Source organism: Lysinibacillus sp. NPDC093692 (genome assembly GCF_050280125.1).
Lineage (GTDB): Bacteria > Bacillota > Bacilli > Bacillales_A > Planococcaceae > Lysinibacillus.
This window is the reverse complement of record NZ_JBNNUW010000025.1, coordinates 35,526-54,399: the sequence shown is the minus strand read 5'-3', so window position 1 is coordinate 54,399 and position 18,874 is coordinate 35,526. Positions and strand designations below refer to the sequence as shown.

Genomic DNA, 18,874 nt, shown 5'->3' with positions numbered 1-18,874 from the left:
TTAATTGTGCTTTCACTTGAAGTAAGGTTATTGAGCATTAAACAAAATAACAATTATTTATGAACGGAGGAGAAAAGATGGCTAAAAAAATGCCTGATATTGGCGATTACAAATACGGATTCCATGACAAGGACGTATCAATTTTCCGTTCAAAACGTGGTTTAACTGAAGAAATCGTCCGTGAAATTTCTAATATGAAACAAGAGCCAGAGTGGATGCTTGAGTACCGCTTAAAAGCACTTGAAACTTTCTATACAAAACCAATGCCGCAATGGGGTGGCGACCTAGGAGATTTAGATTTTGATGAAATTACGTATTACGTAAAACCATCAGAAGCTACACAAAAATCTTGGGATGAAGTACCTGATGAAATTAAAGCTACTTTTGATAAATTAGGTATTCCAGAAGCAGAGCAAAAATACCTTGCAGGTGTATCTGCTCAGTACGAATCTGAGGTTGTTTATCACAACATGAAACAAGACCTTGAAGATCTTGGTATTGTGTTCAAAGATACTGACTCAGCTTTACGTGAAAACGAAGATATTTTCAAACAATACTGGGGCAAAGTGATTCCTTACACTGACAACAAATTTGCTGCACTAAACTCAGCAGTTTGGTCAGGTGGATCATTCATCTATGTACCACCAGGTGTAAAAGTGGAAACGCCATTACAAGCTTACTTCCGTATTAACTCTGAAAACATGGGTCAATTCGAACGTACGTTAATTATTGTAGATGAAGGCGCGCACGTACACTACGTTGAAGGTTGTACAGCTCCTGTTTACACAACAAACTCTTTACACTCAGCAGTAGTAGAAATTGTTGTACGTAAAGATGCATACTGCCGTTATACAACGATTCAAAACTGGGCAAACAACGTTTACAACCTAGTAACAAAACGTACAGTTGTTGAAGAAAACGGTACAATGGAATGGATCGACGGTAACATCGGTTCTAAGTTAACAATGAAGTACCCAGCTTGTATCCTTAAAGGTGAAGGCGCTCGTGGTATGACATTATCAATCGCATTAGCAGGTAAAGGTCAACACCAACACGCAGGTGCGAAAATGATTCATATGGCACCAAACACATCTTCAACAATCGTTTCTAAATCGATTGCCAAACAGGGTGGTAAGGTAACATATATGGGTCAAGTTCGTTTCGGCCCTAAAGCAAGTGGTGCACGTGCTAATATCGAATGTGATACGTTAATCATGGACAACCAATCTACTTCAGATACAATTCCATACAACGAAATCTTAAATGATAATGTTTCTTTAGAGCATGAAGCGAAAGTTTCAAAAGTATCAGAGGAACAATTATTCTACTTAATGTCTCGTGGTATTTCTGAAGAAGAAGCGACAGAAATGATCGTAATGGGCTTCATCGAGCCATTCACAAAAGAATTACCAATGGAATACGCAGTAGAAATGAACCGCCTAATCAAGTTTGAAATGGAAGGTTCAATCGGATAATATAAGTAAAACCCCGTCACATCAACGTTTGTGGCGGGGTGTTTTTTTGCTTTCTTTGCGGTGTTAAAAGAATTATCACCATTCATTTTTCCAATGATACCTTCTATATTTTATATTTGAGTTTAAACAGATTGGGCTTCCTTTTATTATAAAGAATCGTTATCCATTGTCCTTCCTCAAAAAAAGGACGATTTTTCGTATGCGTCCATACTTTGCTCGTGACGGTGATAGGTTTATTTTGGAATGACGTAAATTGTACTGTCAGCTTCACCCTACGTTGTGATTCGCCTTTTGCATATGTAACCTCATTGGCAACTGTTCGGTGTGAAAAATCACTTTCGATAATCTGTGCGTTCGTTTCAATCCATTCAATTTTTTGATACTTCAATGGTAATAGCCATAGCGTGACGAGAATGATTAGAAAAAAGATACTCAAACCAATAATAATGAACATTTGTATCCTCACTTATTTTCTTTTTTTATTAAAATGTTAGAATATTAAGCTTCCAGAACTTAAAAAGTGAAATAAGGGAACCTGCTAGAGGGCGGTCCTTTACTTATTAAGTAATTATAACGCTATAAAGGTAATATTTTGTAGTCTTGAAGCTTCGATTATTACTTAGTACTCTTATATCTCCATGAGAAGTGCGAATGTGGCGGTCTCAAAAGTGCCCAAGCATCGTATAAAATAGTTTTGTCATATATAATATTTTTTTCAAAAATAGTTGACTTATTTTCAAGTTGTAACTATAATGGTTACAGCTGGAGGTGATGAAGATCAAAATTAGCAGTCGTTTTACAATCGCTGTTCATATTTTATCAATCATCAAGCAAAATCCATCGACCATTTGTACATCGGAATTTATGGCGGAGAGCGTAAATACAAATCCGGTAGTAATTAGGAAAATAGTATCCTATCTTAAAAAGGCAGGTATAGTGCAAGTGCGCCGGGGAACAGGTGGAGCTTCTTTGGTCAAAGATCTAGAGGCCATCACTTTGCTAGAGGTTTTTCGTTCAGTAGAAGTTGTAGAAGAAGATCAGTTATTTCATTTACATGAAAATCCAAATCCTGATTGTCCTATAGGTGCCAATATACAGGCTGTGTTAGAGCTGATTTTAGTGCAAGCACAAGAAGCTATGGAACAAGTATTAGCCAATATTACTATGGCGCAAGTAATTACATCTTTAATCCGTGAGATTCAACAATCACAAAAAATGCATTCTTGAATGCATTATTTATTTGACTTAGTTGTAACTAAGATGGTTACAATTAAAAGAGAAAGAGAGGTTTTAGTGGGTGACGCTTAAAATAAAAGCATATTCGGATTTTATTTGTCCTTTCTGTTTTTTAGGGAAAGGGCCATTAGATGAGATTGCAAATGAAAAGAATATTGAAATAGAGTGGATGCCATTTGAGTTAAGACCTGAACCATATCCGAAAATTGACCCTTGGAAGGAGCCGGCTAAATTAGGATCATGGGATTCCTATATTCTCCCTACAGCTAAAAAGCTAGGGATTGATATGCGATTACCGCGTGTATCCCCACATCCTTATACAAATTTAGCTTTTGAAGGATATCAATTTGCTAAGGTGCATGGAAAGGGAAATGAATTTCATCATAGAATTTTCACAGCGTTTTTCCAAGAAGAACAAAATATTGAGGATGTAGAAGTGTTAACTCAATTAGCGAATGCGGTAGGTTTACCTACAGGAGAATTCAAAGAAGCTTTACGTTCAGGTAAATATCGGGAAGCTCATCAAGAAGCTTTAAAGCATGCTTATGAAGAGGCGAATATTACTGCCGTTCCTACATTAATTATTGGTGATGAAATAATCCAAGGATTAGCTAGTAAAGAAAGACTAGCACAAGTGATCGATCAGCAATTAAAAAAGTAGGTTATGTAAATGATTTAAACAGTAGTGTATAAAATAAAGCTACTTGTAAAAATCTATGTAGATAAATAAATCTTATTAAAATTTGGAGGAAATACAAATGTCAGTAACAACAACTAATTTAAAAGAAGCAATTATTAATCGTCGTTCAATCCGTAAGGTGAAAAAGAACACAGCAATTACAAAAGAAAAAATTGAAGAGCTATTAAAAATCAGTGTACATGCACCGTCTTCATTTAATATGCAAAGTGGACGTGTAGTAGTATTAATGGATAATGAACACGAAAAGTTTTGGGACATTGTCAAAGAAACATTACGTGCACGTGTGCCAGCTGAAAATTTTGCAGCGACTGAAGAGCGCTTACAAGGCTTTAAAGATGGCGTAGGAACAATTTTGTTCTTTGAAGACCAAGCAACAATCAAACAAATGCAAGAAAACGCGCCTTCTTATAAAGAGCAATTCCCATTCTGGTCACATCAAGGAAATGCAATGTTACAATACGCAACATGGATGTCTTTAACTACTGAAGGAATTGGCGCATCTCTTCAGCACTATAATCCAATTATTGACGAGGAAGTTAAACAAACTTGGGATATTCCTGCAGAATGGAGTCTTGTAGCTCAAATGCCATTTGGTGAACCAAATGAACAACCAGGAGAAAAAACTTCTTTACCTTTTGAAGATGTAGTGAAGTTTTATTAATTAAAATATAACTACAATTAAACCCCATTAAGTGGACACGGTTCACTTAATGGGGTTTCTAACATATTAGTAGAATGAAAACTCGTATCCTACATAGTTGAAAACATTGGAAAACCCTATATTTTCTGCTACAGCGATGGATGGTTTGTTTGAGTCCATACAATCCCAATATGGAACCGAACTTTGCGTTAAGCAATCTTTTACAAAATAGTGAGCTAACTTTTGGGCTAATTTATTTCCTCGGTGAGCTTCTAATGTTTCAATGTCAATACAGTGGGTATTCTCAACGACAAAGCCTGAAAAACAAAGACTAACAATGTAACGATCGTAAACGATACAGTATCCGATCCCTGTATTCAAGAAACACTCAATTGAAGCCCAAAACGATAATATTTTAGAGTGTAAAAATGCGGGGTTTTTAATTGTGTTATCTTCAAACAGAGCGTTATCCATTTTTAAAACAGTATAGCCTTCTTTAATATTTGGCACATTATTGGCTTTATAGTTTTCTTTATGAAGCTTATATACTCTTTGCTTCCAACTACCAAGTTCCTGATGCTTAAATATTTTTTCAATCGTTTTATTCCACTTTTGATGATTACCAATGCCTTCGAAGTAATACAATCCCACTTTTTTCGCCTCTGGTACAATTACCTGATCAATAAAGTCGTTAATTTGATTATTAAATTGTTCATTATCTTCATTTCCTATAAAGAGAAATCCATCATTGTTCCCTAACCAAATAAGTGCTGATTGTGGTGAATCGATTTGATCCGCAAATATTCGACCAGGATTCACTCCCTCTACGACAGCTTTTACTTCTAATTGACCGTGCTCATTTAACAAAGCTTTACACCTGTAAAATTTATTTTTCTGCAGTTCAGTAATCATTTACATCTATCCTTTCACGTTCAGAATGATAATTAATAAAACGTATATTATGTGTATAAGTTGATTGGAGTGGAGGCTGGGCGACTCCTTGGGGATCAGCGATATAGAGGAACGAAGGTTAAAACCATCACATCCTGTGATAGCGCCTTCGTGACCAACATCGGTGCTGTTGCTGTCGCTGCACTTTCGCACAAACAAAACCCTCTGCTGCTGCCGCTACGTTAGCACTACGCTTTCGCGCAAAAAACATCCTGCTGCTGCCGCTACGTTAGCACTACGCTTTCGCGCAAAAAACATCTGTTGGCCCGAGACCCTGGAGCGAGCCTTGCGAGTGAAGCGGCTCATCGGACGCCCCAGGAAGCTCTGCTCTGCGCGAAAGCGAAGCGTCAGCGGCAAATGTTTTAACTGTGCGAAAGCGAAGCGGCAGCAACAAAGCGCCTAGCCGGAGCGGAAATCAACTCCACATTTTGATGATAATCCTATATTTCGTCGTAAAGGTAATTTGTGGTAATATCCATCTTTACCTTATTTATGAGCTATGATTTTTTAAGATACGTTTAATTAGAAGGTGTATGCTATGATAAATGTACATGAAGGAGGGAGTCACATGATTATAGTTGGATTAACTGGTTGGGGCGATCATCCTTCACTGTATAGTGGAGTGACTGCCTCAAAGGACAAATTATTCGATTATACAGGTCATTTTTTAACGGTAGAGGTAGATACCTCTTTTTATGCCATACCTTCTAAAGAGAATGTTCGGAAATGGTGTGAGGATACACCCGAAAATTTCCGTTTTGTTGTGAAGCTTTATCAAGGAATGACTGGTCATTTACGTGGCGACATACCGTTTGAATCGAAGAATGACATGTTTAATGCCTTTATCGAATGTGCCAATGAATTTAAACGTCATGGGAAGCTAGCGATGGTATTAGCACAATTCCCACCGTGGTTTGACTGTCAGACTAAAAATGTACAATATTTATTGTATATTAGGCAGCAGCTTAAAAGCTTTGATTTAGCTATTGAGTTTCGCAATCGAACATGGTATGCAGACAATGTAGTGCAGCAAACAATGGACTTTTTACGAGAGCATCAATTCATTCATACGATTTGTGATGAACCGCAGGCTGGTGTAGGCTCAGTACCATTTTATCCTACGGCTACTGCGAAAAAGGCACTTGTACGCATTCATGGACGTAATATTCATGGATGGCGCAATACCGGGAATGCCGAAAACTGGCGGAAAGTTCGCTTTTTATATGATTATAATAGGGAAGAGTTGCAGCAGATGGGACAGCATATAAAACATCTCCAATCAGAAGTGCAGGATCTATATGTATTATTTAATAATAACTCAGGGCTTCATGCCGCTAAAAATGCAAAAGAGTTCCAAGGAATTTTAGCGATTAGTGATGTAGGATTAGCGCCTAAACAATTAAACATGTTTGAAGGGGAACTATAATGGAATTTTTTCTTTTAGTTATTATTGCATTATTATCTGGGGTAATTGGCTCATTGGTTGGGCTTGGCGGAGGAGTTGTCTTAGTTCCAGCGACATTATTCGTCGGGTTAAATCTAGGGATGATTCCAGAGATCACTCCTCAAAAAGTAGTTGGATTATCTGTTGTCATGATGATTTTCACTGGACTTGCTTCTACACTAAGTTATATGAAATCTAAAACAGTAGATTACAAAAGTGGTTGGATTTTTTTTATAGGGAGTATTCCGGGCACAATGCTGGGCGCATGGGTAAATAAGGGGCTAGATTTACCATCATTTAATTTATATTTTGGTATTTTACTTATTATTTTAGCGACGATATTACTTGTACGTGATAAATTGAAACCAGTAGAATGGTTTGTAAAAAACGGTATGCAACGAGAGTTCGAAGATCAAGAAGGAAATACCTATGTATATGGGTATCCAATTTGGTTTGCCATTGTATTAACGTTTTGTATTGGCTTTGCCTCAGGATTATTTGGTATCGGTGGAGGCTCGATGATTGTGCCTGCCATGATTATTTTATTTTTATTCCCACCACATGTAGCAGTAGCAACATCGATGTTCCTAGTATTTTTATCGTCGCTTGTTAATTCAGCGAGTCATATTTATTTAGGAAATGTGCCTTGGCTTTATACGATTCCTGTTATTCCAGGAGCTTATATTGGAGCAAAGCTAGGGGCAGCATTAAATAAAAGAATTAAATCAGATACGCTTGTAGTAGCACTTCGAGTTATTTTATTATTATTAGGAATTCGTTCTATTATCGAGGGATTATTGTAATATTGGGTTCTCACAGGACGTGATGGTTTTAGCTTTCGTTTCTCGATTGCTGATCCCAAAGGAGTCGCCCAGTTGGAACGAAGATTAACTTATATACAAGGAATACTTTTAACAAATGTCATCCACAACTTTTGATGATGAGCCAATATAGATTGGAAGTATCTGTAAATGAACTTTATAATGATATTAAAGTCTGATTATTTAATAGCAATTCTTCTACAGACATAGAAGCTATTTTAAAGAAGAGGTGGCTTAATTGCTGGAAAAAATTCATGTTTTTCATACGAATGATTTGCATAGTCATTTTAAATATTGGCCACGAATGCAAAGTCATGTGAAAGAAATGCGTACAAAGCTTACAAACATGGGAGAGACAAGCTATTTATTTGATGTCGGCGATCATTTAGATCGTTCAAATATTTATACAGAAGCAACAGTTGGCAAGGGCAATGTGAAGTTATTAAATGAAGCGGGCTACGATGTTGTGACAATCGGTAATAATGAAGGTATAACATTGTCCCATGAGGAGCTGTATCATTTATATGATGGAGCAGCTTTTGATGTAGTAGTTGCTAATGTAAATGCTTCACATGGAACAAATCCAGCTTGGATGAAACCGTATGTTGTATTAACAACTGCTTATGGCACAAAGATTGCAGTTATTGCAGCAACGGCTATGTTTGAAATTTATTATAAGGAATTAAACTGGGAGATTGATGAGGCACGAAACTCACTCATTCACTTAGCCTATCAGCTTCGTAAAGAAGTAGATATTATAGTTTGTTTGTCGCATTTAGGGATAACAGAGGATGAGCTTTTAGCTGAGGAATGCCCAGAAATAGATGTTATATTCGGCTCACATACACATCATGTTCTCCCGAATGGAAAGCTGATTAATGGCGTTTTATTAACTGGTGGGGGGAAATTTGGTCAATATACGGGCCATCTTGTGTTAGAATATGACAAAAAAATGAGGAAAATTGTTGAAAAAGAGGATTTCTTAATTCATAATAAAGATTTGCCTACGGTTAAAAATGAACATGAAATCGTTCAGTTTTTAGAAGATGAGGGCAAACGATTACTCGATAAGCCAGTATTCACTACAGAAAAATCGTACAACAAAGAATGGTTCCATTATTCGCAATTATCCGATTTGTTCGCGCGAGCTATTTTGGAGAAAAGTGGAGCGGATTGTGCGTTATTTAACGCGGGTATTTTTTTAGATGGTTTACCTAAGGGAACAGTGACGGCACTTGATTTGCATAGAATTTTCCCACATCCTATAAATTTATGTACGATTGAATTATCGGTTGCTGAGATGAAAGAAATTTTCCAGCAATCTAAAAATGAAGAATGGCCTTATATTGAGCTTAAAGGATTAGGGTTTAGAGGCGTAATCTTTGGGAAGATGTTAACGTATGGCTTTTCAATGAATGAAGATCGCCAATTACTGATCAATGGGAAGCTTGCAGATAACGATCGAATTTATAAATTAGTCACACTTGATTTATTTACGTTTGGTTATTTTTATCCAAGCTTTAAATATGCTAAGAAAAAATATATTCTACCAGAATTTTTACGAAATATTATGATAGATTATGGGCAAAGATTCTTTAAGCACTAATAGATAAAACGCTTTTAGAATGGATTGGGGAAAAGGTCATGCGGTTAATTTCAATCGATGTATTAAAAGAAGGAATGGTCTTAGCAAGAACCATTTGGAACGAGGCGGGACACCCTCTTTTAAAAAAAGATGTTGTCATTAATGAACGTATCATACAAAGACTTCAACAATTAAATATTCATTATTTGTATATTGACGATAAAATTTCTGAGGGTATTGAAGTAGAGGAAACAGTCCCAACTGTTGTTCGAAATAAAACGATTTCAACCATTAAAAATTCTTTCCAATCAATCGATGGTTTAAGTCCAGTAAATGCCTCTTATGTGCTTGACCAACAATCAAAGGCAATTCTCTCAATTGTAGATGAGTTACTATCGGTAGTTAGTGGCAATGATGAAATTTTAACAATACTAACAGATGCATATTTATTTGATGAATATTTATATCAACACTCCTTTCAAGTCACTCTTTATTCGATAGCGATTGCTAAAGAGCTTGGTTACTCAGCAGAGGATTTACGTATAATTGGAATTGGCGCTTTGTTACATGACATAGGGAAGCTTATGGTACCAAAAGAGATTTTGACAAAACCTGGGCGCCTAACGTTTGACGAGTTTGAAACAATGAAGCAGCATACTCGATATGGGTTTGATTTGTTACGAAATTTACATACCATATCATTGATTGTTGCACATTGTGCCTTCCAACATCACGAACGGATTGATGGGAGTGGCTATCCACGGGGGTTAGTTGATTTTGAAATCCATCCGTTTGCAAAAATTATTGGTGTTGCTGACGTCTTTGATGCAGTGACGACAAGCCGGGTATATCGTGAAAAAATGCTACCTTCTCAGGGCCTAGCAATTGTAGAAGCAGGCTCTGGCACTATATACGATGCACGTGTTGTCAATGCATTGAAAATGTCTGTGGTCCATTATCCTAACGGTGTTATTTTAAAATTATCGGACGGCCGTCGAGGTATCGTATCAAGACAAAATACATTGGATCCAGCAATGCCGTGGATTCGTATTTTTGAGGAGCAAAATCAAATATTAGCAGCTACATATGAAGTTAATTTAGTGGACTACCCAAACGTAATCATTGAAAGTGTTGAAGCGGATTACGTTGTCCCATCGAAAATCGAATAAAAATCTTCTCCTGTTCATACGTTATGGAACAGGAGGAGATTTTTTTGTTTTTCCCTCGAAAAAGGATGAAATTACGATCATATAGTCAGCATGGTAACTATAGCAAAAGGGGAAAAAAACGGTTGAATCGTATACCCCTTTTAATTGTAAGCGTTATTGTTGGTATTTTTTTATTTATCTATTTTCTGAATGAACGGCTTATGCCAACCTACTTAGAATATGCTGAAATACAAACGAATAAGATTGCATCCTATGTTGTAAGTAATGCCACATCAAATGCTTTAGATATTAATGATGTTCTTGTAGAGGTTTCCCCTGGCAACAACTCGGATTTGAAAATTAATACTGAAGTAATTAATCGAGTCCGTGCCGAAACGGTAAAGCAAGTAAAAATGAATTTAGAGCAGGCTGAGGAAGGTGACTTGTCTAACTTACCGAATCTTGATAATGTTGAATATGATTTTAACAAGATAAAAGAAGGCAATGGAGTTGTTTTTTATGTACCTATTAGCCAGGCTGCCAATATTCCTTTACTCGGGAATTTAGGACCTAAAATTCCGGTACGCTTTCACGTAGTTGGAAATGTGCATAGTGAAGTTACTTCTTCAATAACGGAGTATGGTATTAATAGTGCATTTGTTCAGGTAGGAATTCATTTAGAGGTAAATGTACAAATTATTGTCCCTTTTGCTAGTAAAACAGCTACAGTTTCTCAGGATATTCCGGTGGCAATGGGTTTAACAAAGGGGCAAGTGCCAAATGTTTATTCAAGTGGTGATTCAGCAACACAGCCGTCCCTTGAAATACCTGTGCCTTTTAAAGAATAGAAATGTTACTGTGATAGTTGTTGGAGTTCATATATTATGTTACATTGACAACAGTGAAGATAGTTAATAGAAAAAATGCACATTTCTGATAGGGGCGATATCGTATGACATCTTGTAAACCTACAAGTAAAGAGAAAGAAGAATACTTAAGAAAGCCAGATTGGCTAAAAATTAAACTAAACACAAATGATGAATATAAAGGGCTAAAGAAGCTCATGCGAGAAAAAAATCTGCATACTGTATGTGAGGAAGCACGCTGTCCTAATATTCATGAATGCTGGGGTGAACGCCGTACAGCAACAATGATGATTCTTGGATCTGTTTGTACACGTGCTTGCCGTTTCTGTGCTGTTAAAACAGGCTTACCAAATGAATTAGACTTAGCTGAGCCAGAACGCGTAGCAGATTCTGTTGCTATTATGAACTTGAAGCACGTTGTTATTACAATGGTTGCGCGTGATGATTTAAAGGATGGCGGTGCGCAAGTATTAGCTGAAACTGTGCGTGCGATTCGTCGTAAAAGTCCGGCTACATCGGTTGAAGTTTTACCGTCCGATTTAGGTGGCGTGAAAGAAAACCTTCAATTATTAATGGATGCGAAGCCAGATATTTTAAATCATAATATTGAAACCGTACGTCGCTTAACGCCAAGAGTACGTGCTCGTGCAAAATATGAGCGCTCATTAGAGTTTCTACGTTTGGCAAAAGAGATGCAGCCAGACATCCCTACGAAATCATCTTTAATGATAGGCTTAGGTGAAACAGAAGAAGAAATTTTAGAAGTTATGGATGATTTACGAGCAATTGACGTAGATATTATGACAATTGGTCAATACTTACAGCCGACGAAAAAGCATTTAGCTGTTAAAAAGTATTATTCACCAATAGAGTTCGGTAAACTTCGTAAAATCGCAATGGAAAAAGGATTTAAGCATTGTGAAGCAGGCCCACTTGTACGTAGTAGCTATCATGCTGATGAACAAGTAAACGAAGCAACAAAAGAACGTCAATTACAAACAGAACTGTAAAAACAAATGTTGAAATGGAAGGTGGTGTCACTTTGATTACTATTGAAGGATATGAATACGAGCTTATAAAAGATTACCGAGAAGCTTTCGAAGAGGAAGTGTTCCAAGAGCGATACTCGGATATTTTAGCTAGATATGATTATATTGTGGGCGACTGGGGTTATAATCAATTGCGCTTAAAAGGCTTTTTTGACGATAAAAATCAGAAAGCCACTTTCGATACAAAGATTAGTACACTACAAGATTACCTATACGAGTATTGTAATTTTGGCTGTGCCTATTTCGTCTTGCGCAAATCCGGTAAATCTACTCAGCAGCCAGTAGCTGTAGTAAGTGAAGATAGTCAAGTGACAAAGCTTGCTGAGAATGAACAAATAGCAGAATAAACATTTAAAACCTGATGCAATTTGCATCAGGTTTTTACTTTGTAGTGATAGGTTTTTAAAAAATGGTAATAATAAAAGTGAATACAATAAATTGTTTTATTTTTGGCTTTTCACCCACGTTGGGTTGGCACTTAATAAAACATATTCAGAATGAGATAAGTTGATTGGAGTGGAGGCTGGGCGACTCCTTGGGGATCAGCAATTGAGGAACGAAGGCTAAAATCATCACATCCTGTGATAACGCCTTCGTGACCAACATAGTGTTGGCCCGAGACCCTGCAGCGAAGCGAAGCGGCTCATCGGACGCCCCCAGGAAGCTCTGCTCTGCGCGAAAGCGAAGCGTCAGCGGCAAAGCGCCCAGCCGGAACGGAAATCAACCTCACGCTATGGAAATGAGCCTGTATACTTGGCTTTTATAGCAACCTACTTATTTTATATTAAAGGTGTGTGTTGTTTAGATGAAAAAAGCTGTATTTTTGGACCGTGATGGGGTCATCAATGAAGTATTAACGGATCGCGTTAAATTTGTAAACAAACCTAATGAACTTTATTTCCTACCTCATGTTCCGGAAGCAATAAAAAAATTGAATAAATACTTTGACTATATATTTGTAGTAACCAATCAAGGCGGCGTTGGATTGGGATATATGAAAGAAACGAAGCTTCAAAAAATTCATGAGCATATGGTGAAGGAATTGAAAAAAGAAGGTGCCACTATCCATGAAGTCGTCTATTGTCCCCATAAACCAAAGTCTGGCTGTGCGTGCCGTAAACCTAATAGTAAATTAATCGTTGACCTTGGTGAAAAATATAATATAGACTTGGCAAAATCCTACATGGTTGGAGATACGGATACAGATATTATAGCAGGGAAACGAGCAGGAACTAAGGGAGTGTTTTTAGGTGCAAAAGATCCGCTCGCAGATGCGGTTTTTCCAGATTTAATTAGTGCTGCTGATTGGATTATTAAGGATGCAACAGCTTAAAGCTAGTGTTGTTGAGATAGAAAGAAAAAGCGTATAAAACATTTGAAAAAGGATAATTTATTTATTGGAGGTGATTAATTTGACTAAAGAAAATAAAAAATCGTTAGATCGAGAAGAATATGGATTTGGCTTTGATATTAGTGTGGATGATTTAGGAGTAATTGGGCAAAATCAACAAGCCAAAAAACAAAACGACAATGAAAACAAAGACAAGCCTCACAATAAGGATAATCCTGCTACTATAAATAATGAAAAGTAGGGGCACGATACAATGCTCCTCAATAAGATTCTTACAAAAGAAATTCCGCCTTCTTTCTGTAGTACAGTGCATAAAGTATATCCTTATGTCTGCAGAAAAGCGGAATTTTTTTTGTATTTAATTCTTAATTGTTTGCATGATCCACCAGCATTTTGTGAGGAGCCTCGAAATTCGTGTTCCATAAACACCATCTAGGTTTCAGCTTGTCTTCTCATGAAACACGAATTTGAATGGTGTTAATTTAATAATTCACGTAAATATTCTCGTAGCTCGACTGTATCTTCCTCTGTACGATTATAAACGTGTTCAAGATAGCCAGGCTCTTCTACATCATCTGGACCGATTATTGCAAAGCGCCCAAATTGGATGTCCATGACAAGCACTTTCCCAAAGAAACGACCCGATTGCAAAATGGCTAAATCATAACGTAACTTTTCCCCAGCAAAACTAACAAAGCGTGTTTTTGTATCTTCTACATCATCATATAAAAAAAAACGTTCCATCTTTTAATCTCCTTCCAGTCCTATAGATATGGTACTATAGAAGAGAAATGACTATCAACTTTTAAAGATTTGAATGGGGGCTTTCCTTGTGTATTTTGTAGATCGTAATAAAATCACAAAAAATTTACAGTACTTAGATGGGCTATTAGCTATTTTAGAGTCAGAAAATAGCTGGCTAGAAAACGATATTAAGGAATTAGCAATCGAGCGAATTGGTCACAATGTGATGGAGTCAATGATGGATGTTGGAAATTTAATGATTGACGGTTTCATTATGCGTGATCCAGGAAGCTATGAGGATATTATTGATATTTTAATCGATGAAAAAGTCGTATCTACTGAAATGGAAGAACCATTAAAAGCAGTAGTTGGCTTACGTAAAATGCTTGTTCGTGAATTTACAGATGTTGATGTTCAAGGAGTTGTGAATGTATTAACAGCTACTTTACCAGCATTAAAACAATTCTCACCAGCTGTGAATAGTTACTTAACAAATGAACTTGGCCCTGTTTCAGCATTTTTACCAGAGGATCATCAATGAAAACCTACAAGGCCTATTGCTTTGATTTAGATGGGACAGTGTACCGTGGGAAGGATGGAATTCCTTCTGCGATAACTTTTATACATCAGTTACAACAAGCTGGAATTGAGCCATTTTACGTAACAAACAATTCTTCTAAGACAAGAGAGCAGCTGCAGGAAGCTTTAAACGCTATTGGTGTGAATGCACCGTTAGATCATATTTACTCTAGTGCATTAGTTACAGCGAAATATGTAGCCTTGAATTTCCCTGGCAAAAAAGTAGCCATGTTAGGTTCTGATGGTATTCGTAAAGCGTTATTTAATGAAGGCATTGAACCTACCGAGGATGAGCCAGAGGTATTTGTTATGGGGATTGATCGAAATCTAGATTATATGGCACTTGCGAAGGCAACGATTGCTGTGCAAAATGGGGCAACGTTTATAGCTACGAATCAAGATATTAAATTCCCAACAGAACATGGATTCCTCCCTGGTAATGGATCATTTGCCCGATTAGTTGGTGAGGTTGCAGACGTTGAGCCACTCTATATCGGTAAACCATCCCCTGCAATGCTTGAAGTCATTGCGACAGAGCATGGCTTTATGAAAGATGAAATGGTGATGATTGGCGATAATTACGACACAGATATTATGTGTGGGATTCGTTTTGGCTGTGACACAATCCATGTAAATACAGGTGTTACACCTTCAAAGGTTGTACTTGAGAAGGAACAGCAACCTACTTATGTGGTTGAAGCATTAATTTAACTTCTTTCATCCGAAGTCTCCCATTTTCTATAGGTGTGAGATGAAATCGGGTTTAAATTTACTTTTCAATTGCTGTCCAAATATCCGTATAAAAAGTTCAAACATAAAAAAAGGATGCTTATGTCGATTTTTTTGGCATAACATCCTTTTTATATGTTCAAATTTAATAGTAAGCGTTTCAACATTATATGAATGAGGTATTAAGCCTTCATTACCATAACGGATTGTCTTCAATAAATTGATAAATGGCATTCGTCAACTCTTCAGGAGAACCAGCTTCAACTAATTCACCATTGACGATTGCATAAAATGATTCTGAACATTTTGTACAGTAACTAAGGCAGCCATATTCCAAAACGTCGATGTTTGGATCGCGTTCTAGTACTTCATATGTTTTTTGAGAGCCATTTGCTAAATTACTTATACAAAATTCAACCATTGGATTCATACGTGTCACCTCACCAAGGTAATGCTACTCGCTTTTAAAACATTCGTCAATAATTTGAGTTGGCCGTGAGATAAAAGGCGATATTCAGTGTTAAAGCTGGATGCATACAAAATGATGACTCGCTACAGTGTTAAACGATCTTTGCAAAAGTGATGAAAGGGATGTAATCATTCAAAAGCCGTTCGAAAAAGGCAAGTTATCATTTATTTTGTGAAATCTTTCACAAAATTGCATTATGATATTGTGAAACTTCTCACAATCGGTTATACTCATTTGTGGATACTTTGTGAACAATTAATATAAGAGATATAAAAGGAGACTATTATGGGAAAATTAGTACTTTTAGGTGGCGGCTACGGCAATATGCGTGTCATGCTTCGACTATTACCAAACCTTCCAATAGACAAAGAAGTTGTGATAGTAGACAGAGCCCCTTTCCATAGTTTAAAAACAGAATTTTACGCATTAGCAGCAGGGACTGCAACAGATAAAGAAATTCGTGTATGCTTCCCGGAGCATGAACGTTTAACGGCTGTATACGGAGAAGTTGTTGAAATTAATCGTGCGGAAAAAGTAGTCATTCTAGAAGATGGACAACATATTGAATATGATGATTTAGTTGTAGGTCTTGGCTGTGAGGATAAATATCATGGTGTACCAGGTGCAGAGGAGTACACATATAGCATTCAGACAATGGCGAAATCACGTTCAACATTCCAAGCACTTTGTGGTTTACCAGCAGGCTCTTCAGTCGGAATTGTAGGAGCGGGCTTAAGTGGTATTGAGCTTGCAAGTGAGCTACGTGAAAGTCGTTCTGATTTAAAAATAAAGCTATTCGACCGTGGTCCACGTATTCTAAAGGACTTCCCAGAAAAGCTAAGTAAATATGTAAAAGACTGGTTCGTAAAGAATGATGTTGAAGTGATTGCCAATTCAAATATTACAAAAATCGAACAAGGTAAAATTTACAATCATGATGAAGAAATTGCACTCGATACTGTAGTATGGACTGCTGGTGTACAGCCAGTCAAAATTGTTCGTGATTTGGAAGTTGAGAAAGATAAACAAGGTCGTCCTCTTGTAACACAATATTTCAATCTTCTTGATGACGAGCATGTATATATTGTAGGTGACTGTGCTGCTTCAGAATTACCTCCAACTGCACAGTTAGCAGAGGAACAAGCAGAACAAATCGTAAAAGTACTTCGCATGCGTTGGAATGGCGAAAACTTACCTGAAAAAATGCCTGATATCAAGTTAAAAGGTTTCATGGGAGCGCTTGGTAAAAAACAAGGCTTTGTTTATTTAGCAGATACAACAGTAACAGGGCGTATCGCACGCTTAATGAAATCAGGACTATTATGGTACTACAAACGTCAAAACGATTAAATTAAAAAGGGATTGCTTCGAAATTTATTTCGAAACAATCCCTTATTTTTCTATCAATCATGCCTCGACATTACTGCCGCTGTCGCTACGCTTTCGCGCACATAAACAATGCGCCCAAAATCGACGTTGTGCTAGGATTAAACAGTTTCATCTGGCGTGAAACCTAGCTTTTCAAGTGCAGTAAATACAGGCTTTAGTTGCACATATCCTTCGCCGACTACTTCATTATTTATAAGGACAAGCGGATAAAAAAATTCATCATCTTGAATGCGTGCAGCATAATCTTGATCGCGCTCATTCTCAATTGGTCCTTCAATATCGATATAACGAATATCATATCCTTGGTTTGGATATTTTCGATCTATGGCTGCTTGTAGCCATTCATATGTATCTTTTGAAGATGGTGCATTAACACAGCTAGCGCAAATAACCTCTGTTCCGTAAATTTCAATCTGTGGTTTCGTTTGACTCATAGCATTTCCACTCCTCGTGATTCTATATTGGATTTTTTCTGTTGCTAACATTATAATCATTATAAGGAAAGGAGTCGAGACAAATGGCAGAAGCAACAATTAACGATCAAGTTCAAGAGGTATTAGATAAATTACGCCCATTCTTACTACGTGACGGTGGAGACTGTGAATTAGTAGATGTAGAAGACGGCATTGTAAAATTACGTTTATTAGGTGCATGTGGTAGTTGCCCAAGTTCAACAATCACACTTAAAGCTGGTATCGAACGCGCATTATTAGAAGAAGTACCAGGTATTATTGAAGTAGAGCAAGTATTCTAAAACGACTAAAAAAGTTCTAGCTGATTCATTCACGCTAGAACTTTTTTTCTTATACTTGGCGAGCGTGTTCTTTTTCTTCTCGAATAATTGCCCATTGTTCCTTAGCCATATCAATGATCTTCGCTTCTCCACCAACACTTTGCTTCTCAATGACCTTTGAGAAGAAGCGAGTAGCATTTTCTAAATCACCGATGCGTCGTGATAGTTCAGCGATCATATACATAATTCGTACATCTGACATTTGAGTAGAGCTGTAATCCTCATTTGAATAAGAATCCATATAGTAATCTCGGGCCATTGTCATAAAACGCTGCTCTTGGCCTTCGTTTTTTAGTGAACGATACAGCCATGCAAGACGTAATGTAAGCCCAGCTATAGCAACAAATTTCTCTTTTTTAATCGTACCGCAAAGGAACGCTAATTTATAAGCTTGTATCGCTTGGAATACAGTGCGTTCTCCCTTAAAGTCATGGTGTACCCATTTTTCTGTAATTTGTATGCGAATTTCATCTTGCGTGCCAGGGGCGAAATATTTTGAAAAGTCTTCTGTAAATGAAAAGCCGCAATGCTCACAAACAAATACATTATAATAAAGTGCATTTACACCGTCTGCATAAATAGGATGAAAATCTGTTTCTGTATGATCTACTTTAATGAATTTAGAGCGTACTTTTAATGTTGGAAATTCTTTTTTGCAATGAAGACATTGAATTTTTTTTTCGTAATAAGGTGAAATCTCCATATTTTATACCTCTTTCATCGAGTGATTACAACTATTATACCAATGATTATTTTATAAACATGAATAAAAATTACTATTAATGTGAAAAATATTAGAATTTTTACTAATATCAGCTTTGTCACAATAATGTGAGGTTGATTTCGTTCCTCTATCGCTGATCCCCGAGGAGTCGCCCAGTCGGAACGAAGATTAACTACAAAGC

The 18,874-nt window shown here is 36.9% G+C and carries 23 protein-coding genes; 17 read left to right on the top strand and 6 right to left on the bottom strand.

The window, feature by feature from the left end:
• The first annotated feature begins 77 nt into the window (after nucleotides 1-77).
• Nucleotides 78-1,475 carry a Fe-S cluster assembly protein SufB gene (sufB, locus tag ACQKN4_RS21240; protein WP_031417705.1) on the top strand — a complete coding sequence of 466 codons (1,398 nt, stop codon included), beginning with the start codon at nucleotides 78-80 and terminating at the stop codon, nucleotides 1,473-1,475.
• Nucleotides 1,476-1,578: 103 nt separating this feature from the next.
• Here sufB and ACQKN4_RS21235 read toward each other — a convergent pair whose 3' ends face one another.
• Nucleotides 1,579-1,929, bottom strand: a complete 351-nt coding sequence (locus ACQKN4_RS21235) for a hypothetical protein (RefSeq protein WP_427484744.1) — start codon at nucleotides 1,927-1,929, stop codon at nucleotides 1,579-1,581.
• A gap of 323 nt (nucleotides 1,930-2,252) precedes the next feature.
• Here ACQKN4_RS21235 and ACQKN4_RS21230 point away from each other — a divergent pair, with 323 nt between their 5' ends.
• The 3 genes from ACQKN4_RS21230 to ACQKN4_RS21220 all read left to right on the top strand — a co-directional run bounded on the left by ACQKN4_RS21230 (nucleotide 2,253) and on the right by ACQKN4_RS21220 (nucleotide 4,072).
• The gene (locus ACQKN4_RS21230; protein WP_079561560.1) at nucleotides 2,253-2,702 is read left to right on the top strand and encodes an Rrf2 family transcriptional regulator; all 450 of its coding nucleotides are present in this window, start codon (nucleotides 2,253-2,255) and stop codon (nucleotides 2,700-2,702) included.
• Nucleotides 2,703-2,772: 70 nt separating this feature from the next.
• A complete protein-coding gene (locus ACQKN4_RS21225) occupies nucleotides 2,773-3,372 on the top strand; it encodes a DsbA family oxidoreductase (RefSeq protein ID WP_427484743.1) in 600 nt (199 codons plus the stop codon).
• A 97-nt stretch (nucleotides 3,373-3,469) separates the two neighbouring features.
• The gene (locus ACQKN4_RS21220; RefSeq protein ID WP_427484742.1) at nucleotides 3,470-4,072 is read left to right on the top strand and encodes a nitroreductase family protein; all 603 of its coding nucleotides are present in this window, start codon (nucleotides 3,470-3,472) and stop codon (nucleotides 4,070-4,072) included.
• A gap of 66 nt (nucleotides 4,073-4,138) precedes the next feature.
• Here ACQKN4_RS21220 and ACQKN4_RS21215 read toward each other — a convergent pair whose 3' ends face one another.
• On the bottom strand, nucleotides 4,139-4,963 hold the full coding sequence (locus ACQKN4_RS21215; RefSeq protein ID WP_427484741.1) for a GNAT family N-acetyltransferase: 825 nt from the start codon (nucleotides 4,961-4,963) through the stop codon (nucleotides 4,139-4,141).
• 607 nt (nucleotides 4,964-5,570) lie between these two features.
• On the opposite strand from ACQKN4_RS21215, the gene ACQKN4_RS21210 reads away from it, so the two are divergent.
• The 9 genes from ACQKN4_RS21210 to ACQKN4_RS21170 all read left to right on the top strand — a co-directional run bounded on the left by ACQKN4_RS21210 (nucleotide 5,571) and on the right by ACQKN4_RS21170 (nucleotide 13,507).
• On the top strand, nucleotides 5,571-6,428 hold the full coding sequence (locus ACQKN4_RS21210; RefSeq protein ID WP_427484740.1) for a DUF72 domain-containing protein: 858 nt from the start codon (nucleotides 5,571-5,573) through the stop codon (nucleotides 6,426-6,428).
• Nucleotides 6,428-7,249: a sulfite exporter TauE/SafE family protein gene (locus ACQKN4_RS21205; RefSeq protein ID WP_079561489.1), complete on the top strand. Its 822-nt coding sequence runs from the start codon at nucleotides 6,428-6,430 to the stop codon at nucleotides 7,247-7,249. Before ACQKN4_RS21210 ends, ACQKN4_RS21205 begins: the two co-directional genes overlap by 1 nt.
• 256 nt (nucleotides 7,250-7,505) lie before the next feature.
• Nucleotides 7,506-8,873 carry a bifunctional metallophosphatase/5'-nucleotidase gene (locus ACQKN4_RS21200; protein ID WP_079561490.1) on the top strand — a complete coding sequence of 456 codons (1,368 nt, stop codon included), beginning with the start codon at nucleotides 7,506-7,508 and terminating at the stop codon, nucleotides 8,871-8,873.
• A gap of 38 nt (nucleotides 8,874-8,911) precedes the next feature.
• Entirely contained in the window at nucleotides 8,912-10,021 is a 1,110-nt protein-coding gene (locus ACQKN4_RS21195) for an HD-GYP domain-containing protein (protein ID WP_427484739.1), read from the top strand.
• 23 nt (nucleotides 10,022-10,044) lie between these two features.
• Complete coding sequence (yunB, locus tag ACQKN4_RS21190) at nucleotides 10,045-10,848, top strand: sporulation protein YunB (protein ID WP_079561492.1); 804 nt, start codon at nucleotides 10,045-10,047, stop codon at nucleotides 10,846-10,848.
• Nucleotides 10,849-10,952: 104 nt separating this feature from the next.
• Nucleotides 10,953-11,876 carry a lipoyl synthase gene (lipA, locus tag ACQKN4_RS21185; RefSeq protein ID WP_079561493.1) on the top strand — a complete coding sequence of 308 codons (924 nt, stop codon included), beginning with the start codon at nucleotides 10,953-10,955 and terminating at the stop codon, nucleotides 11,874-11,876.
• A 32-nt stretch (nucleotides 11,877-11,908) separates the two neighbouring features.
• Nucleotides 11,909-12,262 carry a YutD family protein gene (locus tag ACQKN4_RS21180; protein WP_079561494.1) on the top strand — a complete coding sequence of 118 codons (354 nt, stop codon included), beginning with the start codon at nucleotides 11,909-11,911 and terminating at the stop codon, nucleotides 12,260-12,262.
• 458 nt (nucleotides 12,263-12,720) lie between these two features.
• Nucleotides 12,721-13,248, top strand: coding sequence for a D-glycero-alpha-D-manno-heptose-1,7-bisphosphate 7-phosphatase (locus ACQKN4_RS21175; protein WP_427484738.1), 528 nt, complete (start codon nucleotides 12,721-12,723; stop codon nucleotides 13,246-13,248).
• A 64-nt stretch (nucleotides 13,249-13,312) separates the two neighbouring features.
• Nucleotides 13,313-13,507: a hypothetical protein gene (locus ACQKN4_RS21170; RefSeq protein ID WP_079561496.1), complete on the top strand. Its 195-nt coding sequence runs from the start codon at nucleotides 13,313-13,315 to the stop codon at nucleotides 13,505-13,507.
• Nucleotides 13,508-13,743: 236 nt separating this feature from the next.
• Here ACQKN4_RS21170 and ACQKN4_RS21165 read toward each other — a convergent pair whose 3' ends face one another.
• Nucleotides 13,744-14,010, bottom strand: coding sequence for a DUF3055 domain-containing protein (locus ACQKN4_RS21165; protein WP_427484737.1), 267 nt, complete (start codon nucleotides 14,008-14,010; stop codon nucleotides 13,744-13,746).
• A gap of 88 nt (nucleotides 14,011-14,098) precedes the next feature.
• Here ACQKN4_RS21165 and ACQKN4_RS21160 point away from each other — a divergent pair, with 88 nt between their 5' ends.
• Both ACQKN4_RS21160 and ACQKN4_RS21155 read left to right on the top strand, forming a co-directional pair.
• Entirely contained in the window at nucleotides 14,099-14,551 is a 453-nt protein-coding gene (locus ACQKN4_RS21160; protein WP_079561498.1) for a DUF86 domain-containing protein, read from the top strand.
• Complete coding sequence (locus ACQKN4_RS21155; RefSeq protein WP_079561499.1) at nucleotides 14,548-15,300, top strand: TIGR01457 family HAD-type hydrolase; 753 nt, start codon at nucleotides 14,548-14,550, stop codon at nucleotides 15,298-15,300. The genes ACQKN4_RS21160 and ACQKN4_RS21155 overlap by 4 nt, the downstream gene beginning before the upstream one ends.
• 211 nt (nucleotides 15,301-15,511) lie before the next feature.
• Here the strand turns inward: ACQKN4_RS21155 and ACQKN4_RS21150 are convergent, their stop codons facing one another.
• Nucleotides 15,512-15,748 carry a YuzB family protein gene (locus ACQKN4_RS21150; RefSeq protein WP_427484736.1) on the bottom strand — a complete coding sequence of 79 codons (237 nt, stop codon included), beginning with the start codon at nucleotides 15,746-15,748 and terminating at the stop codon, nucleotides 15,512-15,514.
• A gap of 324 nt (nucleotides 15,749-16,072) precedes the next feature.
• Between ACQKN4_RS21150 and ACQKN4_RS21145 the strand changes: the two genes are divergently transcribed.
• Nucleotides 16,073-17,137 (top strand): NAD(P)/FAD-dependent oxidoreductase, encoded by a 1,065-nt coding sequence (locus ACQKN4_RS21145; protein WP_079561501.1) that lies wholly within the window; start codon nucleotides 16,073-16,075, stop codon nucleotides 17,135-17,137.
• Nucleotides 17,138-17,274: 137 nt separating this feature from the next.
• On the opposite strand, the gene ACQKN4_RS21140 is transcribed toward ACQKN4_RS21145, so the two are convergent.
• Entirely contained in the window at nucleotides 17,275-17,610 is a 336-nt protein-coding gene (locus ACQKN4_RS21140; protein WP_197144251.1) for a YuzD family protein, read from the bottom strand.
• 83 nt (nucleotides 17,611-17,693) lie between these two features.
• Here ACQKN4_RS21140 and ACQKN4_RS21135 point away from each other — a divergent pair, with 83 nt between their 5' ends.
• Complete coding sequence (locus tag ACQKN4_RS21135) at nucleotides 17,694-17,930, top strand: NifU family protein (RefSeq protein WP_010857481.1); 237 nt, start codon at nucleotides 17,694-17,696, stop codon at nucleotides 17,928-17,930.
• 49 nt (nucleotides 17,931-17,979) lie between these two features.
• Here the strand turns inward: ACQKN4_RS21135 and ACQKN4_RS21130 are convergent, their stop codons facing one another.
• Complete coding sequence (locus tag ACQKN4_RS21130; RefSeq protein ID WP_079561503.1) at nucleotides 17,980-18,672, bottom strand: DUF2225 domain-containing protein; 693 nt, start codon at nucleotides 18,670-18,672, stop codon at nucleotides 17,980-17,982.
• Between the last annotated feature and the right edge of the window lie 202 nt (nucleotides 18,673-18,874).

Coding starts and splice junctions, on each gene's coding strand:
- ACQKN4_RS21195 (WP_427484739.1), top strand. CDS start 8,912: ATGCGGTTAATTTCAATCGATGTATTAAAAGAAGGAATGGTCTTAGCA.
- ACQKN4_RS21145 (WP_079561501.1), top strand. CDS start 16,073: ATGGGAAAATTAGTACTTTTAGGTGGCGGCTACGGCAATATGCGTGTC.
- ACQKN4_RS21165 (WP_427484737.1), bottom strand. CDS start 14,010: ATGGAACGTTTTTTTTTATATGATGATGTAGAAGATACAAAAACACGC.
- ACQKN4_RS21175 (WP_427484738.1), top strand. CDS start 12,721: ATGAAAAAAGCTGTATTTTTGGACCGTGATGGGGTCATCAATGAAGTA.
- ACQKN4_RS21150 (WP_427484736.1), bottom strand. CDS start 15,748: ATGAATCCAATGGTTGAATTTTGTATAAGTAATTTAGCAAATGGCTCT.
- ACQKN4_RS21210 (WP_427484740.1), top strand. CDS start 5,571: ATGATTATAGTTGGATTAACTGGTTGGGGCGATCATCCTTCACTGTAT.
- ACQKN4_RS21220 (WP_427484742.1), top strand. CDS start 3,470: ATGTCAGTAACAACAACTAATTTAAAAGAAGCAATTATTAATCGTCGT.
- ACQKN4_RS21155 (WP_079561499.1), top strand. CDS start 14,548: ATGAAAACCTACAAGGCCTATTGCTTTGATTTAGATGGGACAGTGTAC.
- yunB (WP_079561492.1), top strand. CDS start 10,045: ATGGAACAGGAGGAGATTTTTTTGTTTTTCCCTCGAAAAAGGATGAAA.
- ACQKN4_RS21135 (WP_010857481.1), top strand. CDS start 17,694: ATGGCAGAAGCAACAATTAACGATCAAGTTCAAGAGGTATTAGATAAA.
- sufB (WP_031417705.1), top strand. CDS start 78: ATGGCTAAAAAAATGCCTGATATTGGCGATTACAAATACGGATTCCAT.
- ACQKN4_RS21235 (WP_427484744.1), bottom strand. CDS start 1,929: ATGTTCATTATTATTGGTTTGAGTATCTTTTTTCTAATCATTCTCGTC.
- ACQKN4_RS21130 (WP_079561503.1), bottom strand. CDS start 18,672: ATGGAGATTTCACCTTATTACGAAAAAAAAATTCAATGTCTTCATTGC.
- lipA (WP_079561493.1), top strand. CDS start 10,953: ATGACATCTTGTAAACCTACAAGTAAAGAGAAAGAAGAATACTTAAGA.
- ACQKN4_RS21215 (WP_427484741.1), bottom strand. CDS start 4,963: ATGATTACTGAACTGCAGAAAAATAAATTTTACAGGTGTAAAGCTTTG.
- ACQKN4_RS21140 (WP_197144251.1), bottom strand. CDS start 17,610: ATGAGTCAAACGAAACCACAGATTGAAATTTACGGAACAGAGGTTATT.
- ACQKN4_RS21205 (WP_079561489.1), top strand. CDS start 6,428: ATGGAATTTTTTCTTTTAGTTATTATTGCATTATTATCTGGGGTAATT.